This window comes from Amycolatopsis sp. lyj-108, from assembly GCF_046549005.1.
Lineage (GTDB): Bacteria > Actinomycetota > Actinomycetes > Mycobacteriales > Pseudonocardiaceae > Amycolatopsis.
The window spans coordinates 1,064,585-1,081,140 of record NZ_JAJPWQ010000002.1 but is presented as its reverse complement, the minus strand read 5'-3'; the positions used below and the strand labels follow the sequence as shown (position 1 = coordinate 1,081,140).

Below are 16,556 nucleotides of genomic sequence, written 5' to 3'. Positions count from 1 at the left end.
GCGAAGGCCGCACCGGCGTTTCGCTGTCTACAGCCGTCCGCCGGAGGTCGTGTCGCCGGAAAGCCGTTGCGCCAGATAGACCGGCACGGTCGAGGCCAGGATCAGGACGGCCGCCACGACGTTCACGATCGGTGCCTGGTTGGGCCGGAACAGGTTGTTCAGGATCCAGATCGGCAGGGTTTCCAGTCCGGTCCCGAGGGTGAACGTCGTGACGATGATTTCGTCGAACGACAGCGCGAACGCCAGCAGGCCGCCTGCCAGGAGGGCCGACCGCAGCATCGGGAAGGTCACCAGGCGGAAAGTCGTGAGGCCGTCGGCGCCGAGGTCCATCGACGCCTCTTCGAGGTTGCCGCCCATTCGCCGCAGGCGCGCGACGACGTTGTTGAACACCACCACGATGCAGAACGTCGCGTGCGCGACGATCGCGGTGAACAGGCCGAGGTCGATGCCGAGGATCGTGCGGAAGGCGTTGTTCAGCGCGATACCGGTGACGATGCCGGGCAGAGCGATCGGCAGGATGATCAGCAGCGACACCTGGTTGCGGCCGAAGAAGCGGTACTTCTGCAGCGCGAAGGCCGCCATCGTGCCTAGCACCAAGGCGATCGCGGTGGCCGCGAGTCCTGCTCGGACACTCGTCCACAACGCGTTCAGCGCGCCCTGGTTCTCCGCGGCCCGGCCCCACCATTCGAGGGTGAAGCTCGACGGCGGCCAGCCGAAGGTGGTGTCCGCGTTGAAGGAGTTGAGCAGGACCACCAGCAGCGGGAAGTAGATCACCGCGAGGCCGAGCACGAGCGCCGACAGCAGCAGGTATTTGGTCGTCCGGGAAAGCCGCATCGCGCGCTCCTACAGGTTGTCCAGCGCGCCCGTGCGACGCACGGCGGCGAGGTAGACGAGCATGATCACCACGGGCACGGTCGCGACGGTCGCCGCGAACGGCAGGTTGTTGGCCGCGCCGATGTTGTCGTAGACGACGTTGCCGAGCATCTGCGACGTGCCGCCGACGATCTTCACCGCGATGTAGTCGCCCAGCGACAACGAGAACGTGAAGATCGAGCCGGCGACCACGGCCGGGAACGTCACCGGCAGCACCACCGAGCGGAAGGTCCGGAACGGCCGGGCGCCGAGGTCACCAGAGGCGTCCACCAGGGAGTTCGGCAGCCGTTCCAGGCCCGCGTAGATCGGCAGGATCATGTACGGCAGCCACAGGTACGAAAGAGTGATCACGGTCGCGAGCACGCCGTAGCCGGGGGTGTCGAGGCCGAACGGGTTCAGCAGCCAGTGCAGGACACCGTTGCCGGACAACATGGTCCGCCACGCGTAGGCCTTCACCAGGTAGCTCGCCCACAGCGGCGTCATGACGGCGATCACCAGGAGCCGTCGCGCCCTCGGCGAGGCGAATTTGGCCATGTAGAACGCCATCGGGAAGGCGATGATCGCGGTCACAACGGTGACCAGCGCGGCGATCCCGACCGTCCGGAGGGTGATCGTGCGGTACACCGCGTCACTGAAGAGGGTGACGAAGTTGTTCAGCGACCACTCGGTCACGACCTGGCCGGTGAAGACGTCGGTGCTCCAGAACGCGGTCACGAACAACGCGCCCAGCGCGCCGAGGTAGGCGAGGCCGAGCCACAGCATCGGCGCGGAGAGCAGGATTCCCAGTCGTAGCCTGGGTTTGCGGTACAGGAAGGCGGACGTCTTCCGCCGCGGCGAATCGAGGGTGGTCGTCATTTTTTCCACCTAGGAATGGGACCGGGAGCGGCCGGCGTGGGGGTCCACCGGCCGCTCCCGGAGTTCGGGAGTCAGCCCTTGATCTCGGTCCAGGCGCGGGTCCACTCGCCGTAGTCCTTGCACTTGACGTCGGTGCGACCGTCGAGGCACTGCGCGATCGGCGTAGTCCAGTACGAGATCTTCGCGGCGTACGCGGCGTCACCGGCATGGAAGGTTTCGCAGTGCGCCTTGTTCTTGGTTTCGGCGCACGCCTTGGGGTTCGAGGGCGATTCACCGAAGTACTCGGCCACCTGCGCGTTGGCCTTCGGGCTGACGATGTGGTTCAGCCACTTGTAGGAGCACGTCTTGTGCGGCGACTTCGCCGACACCATCCAGGTGTCCGACCAGCCGGTCGCGCCTTCGGACGGCAGCACGGATTCGACCGGCGCGCCCTCGCTCTTGGTCAGGTTCACCGTCACCTGCCAGGCGGTGCCGACGACGGCGTCGCCGCTCTTGAGCGCCTGGCTCTCCTTCAGGTAGTCCGACCAGTACTCCGCGACCATCGGGCGCTGCTGCTTGAGCAGGTCGACGGCGGCCTGGAACTGCTTGTCGTCCAAGGCGTACGGGTTCTTGATGCCGAGTTCGGGTTTGTGCGTCTGCAGGTACAGCGCGGCGTCGGCGATGTAGATCGGCGAATCGTAGGCGGTGATCTTGCCCTTGTACGGGCTGTTCGCGTCGAACATGACGGACCACGACGTCGGCGCCGGGGTCACCTTGTCGGTGCGCCAGGTGAGCAGGTTCGCGCCCCAGCCGTGCGGCACGCCGTAGGAGACGTTGTTGACGCTGTTCCACGGGCGGTTCTTGAGGAAGTCGAAGACGTCGGCGTAGTTCGGCACGAGCGCGGTGTTCACCGGTTCGACGTCTCCGGACGCGATGAGCCGCAGCGAAGCGTCACCGGAGGCGGAGATGACGTCGTACTGTCCGGTCTTCATCAGGCTCACGGCCTCGTCGGAGGTACCGAACGCCTTGACGTTGACCTTGCAGCCGGTCTCCTTTTCGAAGCCGGTGACCCAGTCGACCGCCGGGTCGTTGGAGCCGTTCTCCGCGTATCCGGGCCAGGCCAGCACGTTGACCTGGCCTTCCGGCTGGCCGAGCTGCGCGAGCGCGTCGAGCTTCGGCGGGGTGAAGCCCTGCCCGCCGGGCGCGGCCGCGGTCGAACTGGATCCGGACGTTCCGCAGGCGGCCACGAGCAGGCCGGCGCCGAGCAGGCCGGCGAGCGCGAGTTTCCTGTTCTTCATTGAACAACCTTTCGGTGCTGGGGAGAACTAACCGGCTTCGGGGACACGGAAGCTGTGTTCGTGCCGCCAGCTCAGGCGGACGCGGCCGCCCTCGAAGTCCGCGGGTTCGGCGGTGTTCTGCCAGACCACGGAGAGCTGGCCGCCGGCGTCGAGAGTGACCTCGTAGCGCACGGTCGCGCCGGCGTAGACGGTGTTGGTGACGGTGCCGGTGGCGCTGGTCTCGCCGACGTTCGCGGATTTCGAGAGATCGGCGTCGATGCGGATCTTTTCGGGGCGGATGCTGAACACACCGGGTTTGCCGATGATGTTCTCGGCGCCGCCACCGCTGAGCAGGTTCGAGGTGCCGACGAAGCCGGCGACGAACGGCGACGCGGGCCGCTCGTAGACCTCGACCGGTGAGCCGACCTGTTCGATGCGGCCGGCGTTGAACACCGCGATGCGGTCGCTCATCGTCAACGCCTCGTCCTGGTCGTGGGTGACGAAGATGAAGGTGATGCCGACGTCGCGCTGGATCTGTTTCAGCTCGGTCTGCATGGTGTGGCGCAGTTTCAGGTCGAGGGCGCCGAGTGGTTCGTCGAGCAGGAGCACCTTCGGCCGGTTGACCAGTGCCCTGGCGAGCGCGACGCGCTGCCGCTGGCCGCCGGAGAGCTGGTCGGGTTTGCGCTCGCCGAACTCGCCGAGCCGGACGGTGTCGAGAGCCTCCTTCGCGCGTTGACGGCGCTCCGCGCGGGGGACGCGCTTCACCCGGAGGCCGTACTCGACGTTCTGCTGCACGGTCATGTGCGGGAAGAGCGCGTAGTCCTGGAAGACGGTGTTGACGTCGCGGTCGAAGGGCGCGAGGCGGCTGACGTCGCGGCCGTGCAGTTCGATCTTGCCCGCGGTCGGCAGCTCGAAGCCGGCGATCATGCGGAGCACGGTCGTCTTGCCGGAGCCGGACGGGCCGAGCATCGAGAAGAACTCGCCTGGCGGGATGTCGAGGTCGACGCCGTCGACCGCGTGGACCTGGCCGAACTCCTTGCGCAGCCCGCGCAGCCGGATGGCCGGAACGTCGCCTCCACCTGCGGAAGTGATAGCAAAGGTCCCTTGCTCCCCCGCGGCGGTCGTTGGCGCTTGATGAGGCATGGCGTGCCTTTCGGTGGTCGTCACAGCGCGCTCATCACGTGCTTGACGCGGGTGTAGTCCTCGAGGCCGTAGAGCGAGAGGTCCTTGCCGTAGCCGGACTTCTTGAAGCCGCCGTGCGGCATTTCGGCGACCAGCGGGATATGCGTGTTGATCCACACGCAGCCGAAGTCGAGTTTTCCGGCCAGCCGCATCGCCCGCTGGTGGTCGGTGGTCCACACCGACGACGCGAGCGCGTAGTCGACGCCGTTGGCCGCGGCGAGCGCTTCGGCTTCGGTCTCGAAGCGCTGCACGGTGATGACAGGGCCGAAGACCTCCGTCTGGCTGATCTCGTCGTCCTGCCGGACGCCGGAGATCACCGTCGGTTCGTAGAAGTAACCCTCGTCCCCATGCCGCTTACCTCCACAGTGGACCGTCGCGTGCGCGGGCAGCCGGTCGACGAAACCGGCGACCCGGTCGAGCTGGGCGGCGTTGTTGAGCGGCCCGTAGGTGACCGACGTGTCGTCGGGTTTGCCGGTGGTCGTCGCCCGCGCCTGCCGGGTGAGCGCCGCGACGAAAGCGTCGTGGACCTCGTCGGCGACCAGGACGCGTGTCGCCGCGGTGCAGTCCTGACCCGCGTTGAAGTACCCAGCGGCCGCGATGCCCTCTGCGGCCGCTTCGATGTCCGCGTCGGCGAAGACCACTACGGGCGCTTTACCGCCGAGCTCAAGGTGTACGCGCTTCACGTCCTTCGCGGCCGAAGCGGCGACTTCGATCCCAGCACGGACGGAACCGGTGATGGACACCATGGCGGGGACCTCGTGCTCGACGAGCGCGCGCCCGGTGTCCCGGTCGCCGCAGATCACGTTGAGCACGCCGGGCGGCAGGAATTCGGCGCAGATCTCGGCGAGGAGCAGGGTCGACGCGGGTGTCGTGTCGGCCGGTTTGAGCACCACGGTGTTGCCCGCGGCGAGCGCGGGGGCGATCTTCCAGACCGCCATGAGGAGCGGATAGTTCCACGGCGTAACCTGCGCGCACACGCCGATCGGCTCTCGGCGGACGAAAGAGGTATGCCCTTCCATGTACTCGCCCGCCGACCGTCCTTCGAGGACACGCGCGGCCCCCGCGAAGAACCGCAACTGGTCGACGATCATCGGCAGTTCCTCGGCCGCGGTGAGCGCGATCGGCTTGCCGGTGTTCGCCGATTCGACGAGTACGAGGCCGTCCGCGCGCGCTTCGACGGCGTCGGCGATCTTCAGCAGCGCGAGCTGGCGTTGCGCGGGCGTGGTGCCGCGCCAGGTTTCGAAGGCGGCGGCCGCGACTTCGAGCGCGCGGTCGACGTCTTCGGGGCCGGCGACGGCGGCGGTGCAGTACGGGCGGCCGGTGACGGGATCGACGATGTCGGCGACCTTGCCCGACGCGGATCCGCTGTACTCACCGCCGATGAAGTGCTTCAACTGCTGCACGAGAGCTCCTGGCTACTGGGCCTGGGGGCGTGAGGCGATAGCAAAGGTCCCTTGCTCCCTTGTGGGGCGGCGCGGGAGCTAAAACATATAAGTCCAGATGTTAAATGACAAGACGATGGGGCAAGATTGCTTCCATCGGGTAGCGGTACGGGCGAAGGGCCACCATGCGTAAGGGGATGTCGCACAGCGCGCGATCAGCGATGTTCGCGCCGCTCGACCAGATCGGCCGGGCGGAAGCGGTCACCGCGCGGCTGGTCGACGCCATCACTCTCGGGCTGCTGGCCGACTCTGAGCAGTTGCCGAGCGAAGCCGAGCTGGCTTCGCAGTTCGGCGTTTCCACCGTGACGGTTCGCGAAGCGCTCGTGGCCTTGCGGCAACAGGGGCTCGTAGAGACGCGACGCGGCCGAGGCGGCGGAAGCTTCGTGAAGACGCCTGCCAACCCTTCGGCCGCTTCGTGGCGAGAGCGCCTTCGCACGGTTTCGCTGTCCGAACTCCGTGACGTCGGCGATCACTATCTCGCCATCGCGGGCGCCGCGGCCAAACTCGCCGCCGAGCGGAGTTCGCCCGAGGACATCGAGCGGCTCGAACTGGCGACCGAGGACATCCGCACCGCCACCGGCGCGGAGGCCTCGCGCGCCGAGCGGCAGTTCCATCTCGAAGTCGCCGCGGCCGCCCAATCGCCGCGGCTGACCAGAGAAGAAGTGCAGTTGCAGAGCGAGCGAGGCGGATTGCTGTGGCTGCCGCTCGAGCCGCACGGAACCCGTGAGAACGCCTACGCCGAACACCGCGCGATCGCCGCCGCCATCGCGCAGGGAGACGGCGAGCTGGCCAGGAAGCTCACCGAGGAGCACATCCTCGAAGCGATAGACCGGCTGGCGGACGTGCATTTAGACCTTCTGGCCCCTTAAGCTGCGGCATCCGCGCATCCGAGGTGAGCATCGTGAACGACACACCGTCCGCCGGTTCCGAGGTCGTCGAACAGGTATCCACCCTGGTCGAGGACGTCTTCGGCCGACTTAAGCCGGTACTGGCCGGCGCCGAAGGGCTCCTGGCCGCATCCGCCGATGCCACCGCCGAAGACCTGACCCGCCTCCGGCCGCAGGTCTTCGACGTCCTCGGCGGCCTCGTCGTCGGTGCCGGGTTCATCAGCGCGCCGAACGCGCTGACCGATCAGGAATTCGCCTTCGAATGGTGGACCGAGACCGGCGACGCCGAGCCGGCGCAACTGGTCATCAGCCTCGATCCGGACAGCGAACACTTCCTCGACTACACCCGGCAGTCGTGGTTCACCGTCCCGCGTGACACCGGCCGCCGCCACATCAACGGCCCGTACGTCGATTACCTCTGCACCGACGAATACACGCTGACCTTCACGGTTCCCGTCCAGCGCGACGGCGAGTTCGCGGGGGTCGTCGGCGCGGACATCTACGTGCGCGAGGTCGAGCGCCTGCTGCAACCGAAACTGCGCGCGCTCGGCGGCCGCGCGGCACTGGTCAACGCCCAAGGCCGGGTGATCGTGTCGAACAACGCGCGGCAGGCGACCGGTTCCCTGGTGCGCGACGTCGACGTCCCGGCCTGGTGGTCCGCCGGCGCGGAGCCGGCCACGACGGAGAACGGAACGCGGCTGCGGCGCTGCGGGGACTCGCCGATCGCTTTGGTCAGGTCCGAGCGCTGAAGGACGCCATACCCGCGTCTGATGCGGGGAAAGCGCCCTTCAGCCCCCGGCGACCTGCAGCGCCAGCCAGAATTCGGCGCGCACGCCGGGGGAATCGAGATCTCGGCCGGTCAGTTCGGCGACCTTGCGCATGCGATTGCGCAAGGTGTGCCGGTGCACGCCGAGCCGCGCGGACGCCAGATCCCAGTGACCGTGGTGTTCGAGCCAGCAGGTCAGTGAGGCGACCAGCTCGCCGCGGCCGGTTTCGTCATGCTGTCGCAGCGGTGCCAGCAGGCTGTCCGCGAAGGCCTGTGCCGCTTGGGAATCGACCATCTCCAGGAAACCGCGCCCGGCATGGTCGGCGAACCGGACCAGCGGGGAGCGCTCGGCCTTGGCCGCTTCCGCCGCCTGCTTCGCCTGCCGGAGCCCGGCCGGGAAGTCCACTATGGACATCGGTTCGGACAGCCCGGCGTGCAGTCCGCCGGTCCGGGACACCAGCCGGGTGACGGTTTCCGCGTCGCCGAGTGCGACCACGAACGCCCCCGACTCGCCGAAGAACACCGATTCTCCGGACACTTCGGCGTCGAGCGTGTCGGCGAGCGACCGGCGTGCGCCCCCGGGACCGGCGACGGCCAGCACGGACCACGGCGCTTCCGGGACACCGCCCCAGAGTGACTTCATTGTGCGCGTGGCGAGCTCCGTGTGCCCGGCGGCGAGCAGGTCGATCGTCCCCGACCTCAGCCGTCGCAAGGCACCGACGTGCTCGCGGTTCTGTTCCAGGGCAAGGGAAAGCAACGACACCGCGGTGTTGACGATGTGCTGCCCCGCGGCGTCGAGCGGTTCACGGGTGCCGACGGCGAGCACGCCCCTGGCACGGGTGTCCAGCGTCTGCAAGACGACCTCGTACTCCCCCGCCACCGTCACCAGCGTGCCCGCGCGCAGCCGCGCGAAGTCGTCCTGGAGTTCGTCAGCGAAGGGTCGCGCGGAAGGCGAAGCTTCGGTGACCGCGCCCGAAGAGTCGAGCAGGAGCACCCAGCCGTCGACCAGTTTCGCCAGTTTGCGCACCACCCCGCCGGGACCACCCTTGCCGACGGCCGTCCTGGTCAGCTCCTGCTGCCCCTTGCCGGTGCGCACGAGCGAGGCGTACTCGTCGGCGGCGACCGCACGGGACACCGCGCGTGTGATCGCGATGAACGGCGTCTTCCTCGGCACTTCGAGCACCGGGAGCCCGACCTCTTCCGCGGTGTCCACAAGGGACCGCGGGATGCTTTCGTGGCTGAGGCCGACGCCGAAACCGAGCCCTGCCACGCCGGCGTCGACGAGCCGCCGGACGTAGCCGGGCGACGTGGTCTCATCGAGGGCGAGGCCGGTGGTCAGCAGCAGTTCGCCGCCTTCGAGGAAGGCCTGCGGATCGGTCAGTTCGGTGGGGTGGACCCAGCCGATCGGCCGGTCGAGCCCGGCCTCCGCCGCACGCACACGCAGGCCGAGCGGGCGTTCGGCCACCAGTGCGGCGAGGGTCAGTGCCATGTTGTCCAACTCTACGCCTCGATATAGACAAGATGTCGAGCTGACGCGGGCCGGGCGGGCTCCCATTCTGGAGGGCGACCCCGTCCCTCGCGTCCGCAGGAGTCTGGCCGTGACCGTCACCACCGAAACGCAGCGCAGGCTGCGCACCGAGATCCCCGGCCCCGCCTCGCGCGCCCTCCAGGAGCGACGCGCCGCCGTCGTCGCCGCGGGCGTGAGTTCGGTGCTGCCCGTCTACGTCACCTCCGCCGAGGGCGGCCTGCTCACCGACGCCGACGGCAACGTCCTGATCGACTTCGGCTCCGGCATCGCGGTGACCAACGTCGGCCACGCCGCCCCCGCCGTCGTGGACCGCGTCCGCGAGCAGGTCGGCCGGTTCACGCACACGTGTTTCATGGTCACGCCGTACGAGGGCTACGTCGAGGTGTGCGAGGCGCTCGACAAGCTGACGCCGGGCACCCACGAGAAGCGTTCGGTGCTGTTCAACTCCGGCGCCGAAGCCGTCGAGAACGCGGTGAAGATCGCCCGCGCCGCGACCGGGCGCCAGGCCGTCGTCGTGTTCGACCACGCCTACCACGGCCGTACCAACCTGACGATGGCGCTGACCGCGAAGTCCATCCCCTACAAGCACGGTTTCGGCCCGTTCGCACCCGAGGTCTACCGCGTGCCCGGCTCGTACCCGTACCGCGACGGCCTGTCCGGTCCCGAAGCCGCTCGGATCGCCATCGACCGCATCGAGAAGCAGATCGGCGGCGACCAGGTCGCGGCCGTCGTGCTGGAACCGGTGCAGGGTGAAGGCGGCTTCATCGAGCCCGCGCCCGGCTTCCTGCCCGCGCTTTCCCGCTGGTGCACCGAAAACGGCGTCGTGTTCGTCGCCGACGAGGTGCAGACCGGCTTCTGCCGCACCGGCGAGTGGTTCGCGTCCACGCACGAGGACGTCGTGCCCGATCTGATCGCCACCGCCAAGGGCATCGCGGGCGGGCTGCCGCTCGCCGCCGTCACCGGCCGCGCGGAACTGCTCGACGCCGTCCCGCCGGGCGGGCTCGGCGGCACCTACGGCGGTAACCCGATCGCGTGTGCCGCGGCGCTCGGCTCGATCGAGGTCATGCGCCAGGAGAACCTCGCGGCGTCGGCGAAGCGCATCGAGGACACGGTGCTGCCGCGGCTGCGCGCGCTGGCCGAGGAGACCGGCGTGATCGGCGACGTCCGCGGCCGCGGCGCGATGCTGGCCGCCGAGTTCGTGAAGCCGGGCACCACCGAACCCGACGCCGACCTGACCAAGCGGATCGCGCAGGCCTGCCACCAGGCAGGCGTCGTCGTCCTCACCTGCGGCACCTACGGCAACGTCGTCCGCCTGCTGCCGCCGCTTTCCCTGTCCACCGAACTGCTCGACGAGGGACTGTCCGTCCTCGAGCACGCTGTCCGCACGGAGGCTTCGAAGTGACTACATTCCCCTTCTGGGTAGCCGGAAAACCGGTCACCAGCGGCGAGACCGTCGTCGTCCGTCACTCCTTCGACGGGAGCGAGGCCGGTTCGCATCACGTTCCGTCCACTTCGGACATCGAGACCGCCGTGCAGGCGGCGCACGACGTCTCCGACGAGTTCGCGACGCTGCCCGCCCATGTCCGGGCGGGCGCGTTGGACCACGTGTCCCGAGTCTTGGGTGAGCGGTCCGAAGAGCTCGCGCAGCTGATCACCGCCGAGTCGGGCAAGCCGCTGAAGTGGGCGCGCGGCGAGGTCGGGCGTGCGGCGTCGACGTTCCGCTGGGCCGCCGAGGAGGCCCGGCGGTTCTCCGGTGACCTGCAGCGGCTCGACACCGACCCAGGCGGCACCGGACGGCTCGCGCTGGTCCGCCGCGTGCCGAAGGGGCCGGTGCTGGGCATCACGCCGTTCAACTTCCCGCTGAACCTGGTGGCGCACAAGGTCGCTCCGGCGATCGCGGTCGGCGCGCCGATCGTGCTCAAGCCCGCGCCCGCGACACCGCTGACCGCGTTGGTGCTCGGCGAGATCCTCGCCGAGACCGATCTGCCCGCCGGGAGCTGGTCGATTCTCCCGGTCAGTAACGAGGAATCGGCTCGCCTCGTGGCCGATCCGCGACTGCCGGTCGTGTCGTTCACCGGTTCCGTGCCGGTGGGCTGGGGCATCCGCGACAGCGTGCCGCGCAAGCACGTCGCGCTCGAACTCGGCGGCAACGCGGCGGTGCTCGTCTGTCCTGATTGGACGGATCTGGACTTCGCGGCGCAGCGGATCGCGACGTTCGCGATGTACCAGGCGGGCCAGTCGTGCATCTCGGTGCAGCGCGTGTACGCGCACGCCGACGTCTACGACGAGCTCCGGGCGAAGGTGCTGGAGCAGGTGCGCGCGCTCGGGACCGGCAACCCGCGGACGGACGGTGTGGACGTCGGGCCGCTGATCAACACCGCGGCCGCTTCCCGGGTGGAGTCGTGGATCGCCGCGGCCGTCGACGCCGGCGGGGAACTGCTGACCGGCGGGAAGCGCGACGGCGCGACCGTCGAGCCGACGGTGCTCGCGAACGTGCCGGAGGACGCGTCGGTGATGGCCGACGAGGTCTTCGGGCCGGTCGTGTCGATCACGCGCGTGGAGTCGGTGGAGGACGGGGTGCGCCGGATCAACGACTCGCGCTTCGGCCTTCAGGCGGGCGTGTTCACCCGCGACCTGCCGACGGCGTTCGACGTGTCCGCGAAGCTGCGTGTCGGCGGTGTGCTCGTCGGCGACGTGCCGAGCTTCCGTGCCGACCAGATGCCCTACGGCGGCGTGAAGGACTCCGGCGTCGGCCGTGAAGGCCCCGCGTCGGCGATGGCGGACTTCACCGAAGAACGCGTCACCGTCCTCACCGGCCTCACTCTCTAACCACCCGCGCAATTCGGCACCTGGTTGCGATGGTTCGGTGCGCGAACTATCGCAACTAGGTGACGAGTTGCGTGAGGTGGGAGTGGGCTTCGACGAGCGAAGGGCCGTACCAGGTCAGATAGCGCCCAGAGACCAAGACGTGCTTCGCGCCGGGGAACGCTTCGGGGCCGTCGTCCGCAGTGAACTCGTAGGGCTCGTCGGGCAGTACGAGCAGGTTCGCGTCTCCGGCCGCGAAGCGCGCTTGGAGCTCGTCGAGCTTGGGGCGCGGGTAGCGCTCTTCGTCGTCCGAGTAGACGTTGCCGATTCCGACGCGATGCAGGACGTCGCCGCCGAAGGTGTCCCTGCCGAGCACGATCCACGGCTTCCGCCAGACCGGCACGACCGCCCGGAACCGCTCCGGCAAGGTCTCCCGCCAGATCTCTTCGGCCTCGACCAGCCAATCCGGCTCGGCGAGGTCGTAGGCCTGCGTGAGGATCCGCCGGATCGAGGCGAGCGCACTGGGCACGGTCGCCGACGCCTCCATCACCCAGACCGGAATCCCGTTGGCACGTAAGCGTTCCACGTCCTCCGGCCGGTTCTCCTCGGAGTTGGCCAGCACCAGATCCGGCTCGAGTTCGAGCACCTTGTCCACGTTCGGGTACTTCGAACCGCCCACCCTCGGGACGTCCAGATCGACCGGATGGGTGCAGTAGTCCGTGGCTCCCGCGAGCCTTCCCGGCGCGCTCACCTCGACGGCCTCGGTCAGCGACGGCACGAGCGACACCACTCGCGACGCCGGTTCACGCAGCGGGACCACTTCGCCGAGATCGTCGATCATGCGCGCTCGAAGGACAGTTTCCGCTTGTCGACGTCCACCGCCGTGAGCCGGACCCGGATCCGCTCGCCTTCTGGCGGCTTCGCGCCCGCGCATTTGCCCATCACCGGCGGATTCTCGATCAGGATCTCCGACTTGGTCTCGTCGGCGCGCAGCACGATCGCGTCGAACTCCTCGCCGATGTGCTCGACCATGACCCACGCCTCGACCTGATCGATGCAGGCACGTTCGACCTTCGCCGCCAGCGTGTCGGACGCGGTCATCTGCTCGGGCACTTCCGAAAGCGCCGCGCGGACCCATGCGGGCACTTCGCGGCCGGCGCTCACGGCGAGGCAGATCTCGGTGGCGAACCGGTCGACCAGCCGCCGGATCGGCGCGGTGACATGGGCGTACGCGCCGCCGATCCCGGCGTGCGTGGTCAAAGCGGGCAGTTCGCCGTCGAAAGCGGTGTACCCGGCGCCGCGCAAAAGCCTTGTGGTGTCGGCGAAAAGTGCCATGGAGGCGGGCTGGCCGGGGTCGAGCGCGGCCAGGAACTCCGAGACGCTCTTGCCCTCGGGCCAGTCGATGTTCAGCGCCTGCGCGGACCGGCGCAGCCATTCGATCGCTTCGGCGTCGGGCTGGGGCAGCGTGCGCAGGACCCCGATCCCGGCGCCGATCATGATCTTGGCCGCGGCCATGCCGGTGAGCAGCGAGATCTCGGCGTTCCACGCGTCGACGTCGTTGCGCGGCCGCTGGATCAGCGCCCAGCCCCCGTCGGGATCACCGCTGATCTCCTGCTCCGGCAACTGCAGTTCGACCGCGCCGCGCCGGATCGCGAGCTCGCGGCGAAGGCGCCCCAGCTCCGGCAGCGCGGCGACCGACGGATGCGGACTCCCCGCGTCGATCGAGGCCTGGACGGTCTCGTAGTCGAACTGTTCAGTGGACCGGACGAGCGCCCGGCGGACGTTGGTCGCCGTCGGCTCGCCGCCCGCGTCGACGTCGATGGTCCACAGCACCGCCGGCCGGGTCTCCCCCGGCAGCAGGCTCGCCGCGCCCTCGGACAGCACCGGCGGATGGAGCGGGACGTTCCCGTCGGGCAGGTAGAGCGTCTGCCCGCGGCGGCGCGCCTCCTTGTCGAGCGCGCCACCCGGCGGGATGAACGCGGCCAGATCGGCGATCGCGTAGTGAACGCGGAACCCGCCGCCCTCGGCGCGCTCGATCAGCACCGCCTGGTCGAGGTCCTTGGAACCAGGCGGATCGATGGTGACGAAGGGCAGACCGGTGGCGTCCTCGCGTTCCCCCGCTGACTCGAGCGGGTCGACGACCGCCGCCTCCGCCTCGGCGAGCACGTCGGGCCCGAACGACTCCGGCAGCGCGAACTCGGCTCGAAGGTGACCGAAGTCCCCTCCTGCCGCGTGTGTCCTGATCACGAGTGGAGGCACCACACAACCCTATCCCGATCCGGCGCCGTTGATCGCCCGTTCGGGTGCGGGCCGGTCGGGTGTACGTTACGGACCGAAATGAAAACCGATACCCTTTTCAAAACGACAGGAAGGTCCGTGGCGTGAAGATCGCGTTCGTCGGGAAGGGCGGCAGCGGGAAGACCACGCTGGCGTCGCTGTTCACCGCGTACCTGGCCGGCGGCGGGAAACCGGTACTGGCGATCGACGCGGACATCAACCAGCACCTCGCCGTCGCGCTCGGCGCGAGCGAAGAAGAGGCCATCGCGTGGCCGACGCTGGGCGACAACATGGGCCTGATCAAGGACTACCTGCGCGGCGACAACCCGCGGATCGCCGACGCGGCCTCGATGATCAAGACGACCCCGCCGGGGCGCGGGTCGCGGCTGGTCCGGCCGTTCGAGGACAACCCGATCTTCCGGGCGTGCTTCCGCGAGTTCGGTGGGGTGCGGCTCGGCGTCACCGGACAGTTCGACGAGGACGACCTCGGCGTCGCGTGCTACCACTCGAAGGTCGGCGCGGCGGAACTGCTGCTGAACCACATGATCGACGACGCGGGTGAATACGTCGTCATGGACATGACCGCCGGCGCCGACGCGTTCGCGTCCGGCCTGTTCACGCGATTCGACGTTACGTTCCTGGTGTGCGAACCGACCGTGCGCAGCGTCGGCGTGTACCGGCAATACGCCGACTACGCGCGCGACTTCGGCGTGCGGCTGGTCGTCGTGGGCAACAAGGTCACCGAAGACGAGGACATCGAGTTCCTGCGCGAAGAGGTCGGCGACGCCCTGCTGGGCTGGATGGAGAACTCGCGGCACGTCCGCGCCGCCGAACGCGGCCGCGCGCGCCCCATCGGCGAACTCGAGCCGCACAACCTCCGGACGCTGGACTCGATGCTCGCGACCGTCGACGGCGAACAGCGCGACTGGGCGCGCTACCAGCGGCAGGGCGTCGAGTTCCACCTCCGCAACGCGCGGGCGTGGGGCAGCGGGCGGGCCGGGGAAGACCTCACGGCGCAGGTGGACCCGGAGTTCACGCTGGGGCCGGTTTTGGCGCGGCAAGACGCCTGACCTGCAGGTTTAGCTAGGAAGGGAGCAAGGGACCTTTGCTATCACTTGGTTGCATACGCTAAGCAACGCTAGCAAAGGTCCCTTGCTCTCCCGCCTGATCACGGGCACTGGCGAGGCTTGCGTGATGCCTGGTTTGAAGTACATGAAGGACCCCTTCCTGTACCCAGGCGCAAGGAAGGGGTCCTTCATGTACCGGGGAAGAGGCCCTCACGGACCCGCGCCCGCCATAGATACCTAAAACACGGCTGGCCGTGACCGTCCTAACCACTCACGAGGGTGACCGCAGGCGCTCAGTCACCATTCCATTTGGCGTCCTCGGCGTCGGCCTGCCGGGTGCGTTCCTTGGCGATGTCCAGGGCGCGCCGGGCCGTCGCCTCGTCCGGGTACGGGCCCAGGAGGTCGACGCTCCGGCCTCGTTCCAGGTGCTCGACCTGGTTCGTCTTGGTGTTGAAGTACCAGCCCTGATCCGGGTTCGGGTCGCTCGACATACGACAAGCCTGACATCACCCGGACGTCCTGTCATCACTTGCGATAGCGGTACGGGATCTCCGTCGGATCACCGGTCGGGCCGAACTCGGCGCCCTCGGACTGGGCCACCTTCGAGCTTTCCGGCGCGTTCTCGGCGAGCTCGTCGAACCAGCCGCGGTTCATCGGGACGCCACGCGGCGGGGTCGCGGGTTCCGGCGGAGGCGAAGCGGGCTGCGGCAGAGGAGGAGCGATCGCGGACGACGGCGGAGTCGTGGCAGGCGGCTCCGGTTCGGCTTGGGACGGCGCGGCGGACTGCGCTTCCGGCGTGGCTGGAGGCGCGGTCATCGGCGGAGGCGGAGGCTGCATTCGAGTGGGCTGAGGTAGAGCAGGCGGGGGCGCCTGAGGCCCAGCGGGGGCAGAGGGCTGGACCGGAGGTACCGCTTGGCCGCCCTGCAACGCCGACCCACCAGCCGAAGCAGCCGAAGCAGGCGGAGCGGACGAAGCAGGCGGAGCAGGAGGGGCCGGAGGCACCGACGGGGTGACCGTGCGCCACACCGGCGCGGGTCCGATGTTCATCGGCGCCGGGGCGCGCGGCGGTTGCCCGGTCGCGGGCGGCGCGGCCTGCGAAGGCGGCGGAGGGGCCTGACGCTGCGCGGGCTTCGGGATGGGGTCGAGGCACGAGACGAGCACCGTGGTGTTCTCCGGGTCTTCGATCTTCCGGCCGCTGCGCTCGCGGTAGATCATCTCGCCTTCGGTGTCCATCTCGACCAGGTAGCCGGCCTCCGCCAGCTGTTCCTCGTCGAGGTCGACGAGCTTTTCGTAGCGCGACGGGACGACACGGTAGATCGGCCAGGCGAGGCGGGCGTTCTCGTGATGGAACTGGGCCAGCAGGGCGGCCATCTGCTGCTGCCAGGGCAGCGACATCCCCTCGGCCAGCGAACGCGGCAACACGACGTAACCGGGGTCGACGCCCGGCCAGCCTTGGTTCAGGTGATCGGCCAACGGCGTGCTCGACGCCGGCCGGGCGGCGTGCCGCGCGGGTTGGGCGGTACCGAAAAGATCGCGGGGATCGACCTCCGGGCCGTTGGCCGCCGCGGGCTTGCCTCGCCTTCCGAATTTCCGTGCCACGTTCTTCATCCTCTGCCAG

Annotated in this window: 15 protein-coding genes; 5 read left to right on the top strand and 10 right to left on the bottom strand. The window is 69.0% G+C overall.

The annotated features are described in order from the left end of the window. Positions 1 to 27: 27 nt before the first annotated feature. The 5 genes from ACLJO0_RS11585 to ACLJO0_RS11565 all read right to left on the bottom strand — a co-directional run bounded on the left by ACLJO0_RS11585 (position 28) and on the right by ACLJO0_RS11565 (position 5,569). Positions 28 to 834 carry an ABC transporter permease gene (locus ACLJO0_RS11585; RefSeq protein ID WP_125796707.1) on the bottom strand — a complete coding sequence of 269 codons (807 nt, stop codon included), beginning with the start codon at positions 832 to 834 and terminating at the stop codon, positions 28 to 30. 9 nt (positions 835 to 843) lie between these two features. Further along, on the bottom strand, positions 844 to 1,728 hold the full coding sequence (locus tag ACLJO0_RS11580; protein ID WP_410578146.1) for an ABC transporter permease: 885 nt from the start codon (positions 1,726 to 1,728) through the stop codon (positions 844 to 846). Positions 1,729 to 1,799: 71 nt separating this feature from the next. Next, a complete protein-coding gene (locus tag ACLJO0_RS11575) occupies positions 1,800 to 3,005 on the bottom strand; it encodes an ABC transporter substrate-binding protein (RefSeq protein ID WP_410578144.1) in 1,206 nt (401 codons plus the stop codon). Between the two features lie 27 nt (positions 3,006 to 3,032). Further along, positions 3,033 to 4,127, bottom strand: a complete 1,095-nt coding sequence (locus ACLJO0_RS11570; protein ID WP_410578244.1) for an ABC transporter ATP-binding protein — start codon at positions 4,125 to 4,127, stop codon at positions 3,033 to 3,035. Between the two features lie 20 nt (positions 4,128 to 4,147). Then, on the bottom strand, positions 4,148 to 5,569 hold the full coding sequence (locus ACLJO0_RS11565; protein ID WP_410578142.1) for a gamma-aminobutyraldehyde dehydrogenase: 1,422 nt from the start codon (positions 5,567 to 5,569) through the stop codon (positions 4,148 to 4,150). Positions 5,570 to 5,733: 164 nt separating this feature from the next. Between ACLJO0_RS11565 and ACLJO0_RS11560 the strand changes: the two genes are divergently transcribed. Together ACLJO0_RS11560 and ACLJO0_RS11555 are read left to right on the top strand one after the other, a co-directional pair. Continuing rightward, a complete protein-coding gene (locus tag ACLJO0_RS11560; protein WP_125796703.1) occupies positions 5,734 to 6,477 on the top strand; it encodes a FadR/GntR family transcriptional regulator in 744 nt (247 codons plus the stop codon). Positions 6,478 to 6,509: 32 nt separating this feature from the next. Next, a complete protein-coding gene (locus ACLJO0_RS11555; protein ID WP_410578141.1) occupies positions 6,510 to 7,244 on the top strand; it encodes a cache domain-containing protein in 735 nt (244 codons plus the stop codon). Positions 7,245 to 7,283: 39 nt separating this feature from the next. Here the strand turns inward: ACLJO0_RS11555 and ACLJO0_RS11550 are convergent, their stop codons facing one another. Then, positions 7,284 to 8,750, bottom strand: coding sequence for a PucR family transcriptional regulator (locus ACLJO0_RS11550; protein ID WP_410578139.1), 1,467 nt, complete (start codon positions 8,748 to 8,750; stop codon positions 7,284 to 7,286). 109 nt (positions 8,751 to 8,859) lie between these two features. Here ACLJO0_RS11550 and gabT point away from each other — a divergent pair, with 109 nt between their 5' ends. Both gabT and ACLJO0_RS11540 read left to right on the top strand, forming a co-directional pair. Further along, complete coding sequence (gene gabT, locus ACLJO0_RS11545) at positions 8,860 to 10,191, top strand: 4-aminobutyrate--2-oxoglutarate transaminase (RefSeq protein ID WP_199749172.1); 1,332 nt, start codon at positions 8,860 to 8,862, stop codon at positions 10,189 to 10,191. After that, the gene (locus ACLJO0_RS11540; protein ID WP_410578137.1) at positions 10,188 to 11,618 is read left to right on the top strand and encodes an aldehyde dehydrogenase family protein; all 1,431 of its coding nucleotides are present in this window, start codon (positions 10,188 to 10,190) and stop codon (positions 11,616 to 11,618) included. Before gabT ends, ACLJO0_RS11540 begins: the two co-directional genes overlap by 4 nt. Before the next feature lie 55 nt (positions 11,619 to 11,673). On the opposite strand, the gene ACLJO0_RS11535 is transcribed toward ACLJO0_RS11540, so the two are convergent. Both ACLJO0_RS11535 and ACLJO0_RS11530 read right to left on the bottom strand, forming a co-directional pair. Then, a complete protein-coding gene (locus ACLJO0_RS11535; protein ID WP_410578135.1) occupies positions 11,674 to 12,435 on the bottom strand; it encodes a helical backbone metal receptor in 762 nt (253 codons plus the stop codon). Continuing rightward, positions 12,432 to 13,841, bottom strand: coding sequence for an RNB domain-containing ribonuclease (locus tag ACLJO0_RS11530; protein ID WP_410578242.1), 1,410 nt, complete (start codon positions 13,839 to 13,841; stop codon positions 12,432 to 12,434). The genes ACLJO0_RS11535 and ACLJO0_RS11530 overlap by 4 nt, the downstream gene beginning before the upstream one ends. 134 nt (positions 13,842 to 13,975) lie before the next feature. Between ACLJO0_RS11530 and ACLJO0_RS11525 the strand changes: the two genes are divergently transcribed. Next, the gene (locus ACLJO0_RS11525) at positions 13,976 to 14,941 is read left to right on the top strand and encodes an AAA family ATPase (RefSeq protein WP_410578133.1); all 966 of its coding nucleotides are present in this window, start codon (positions 13,976 to 13,978) and stop codon (positions 14,939 to 14,941) included. A gap of 290 nt (positions 14,942 to 15,231) precedes the next feature. Here the strand turns inward: ACLJO0_RS11525 and ACLJO0_RS11520 are convergent, their stop codons facing one another. Together ACLJO0_RS11520 and ACLJO0_RS11515 are read right to left on the bottom strand one after the other, a co-directional pair. Next, a complete protein-coding gene (locus tag ACLJO0_RS11520) occupies positions 15,232 to 15,429 on the bottom strand; it encodes a hypothetical protein (protein WP_076163388.1) in 198 nt (65 codons plus the stop codon). Positions 15,430 to 15,463: 34 nt separating this feature from the next. Then, entirely contained in the window at positions 15,464 to 16,537 is a 1,074-nt protein-coding gene (locus tag ACLJO0_RS11515; RefSeq protein ID WP_410578130.1) for a hypothetical protein, read from the bottom strand. Positions 16,538 to 16,556: the final 19 nt, after the last annotated feature.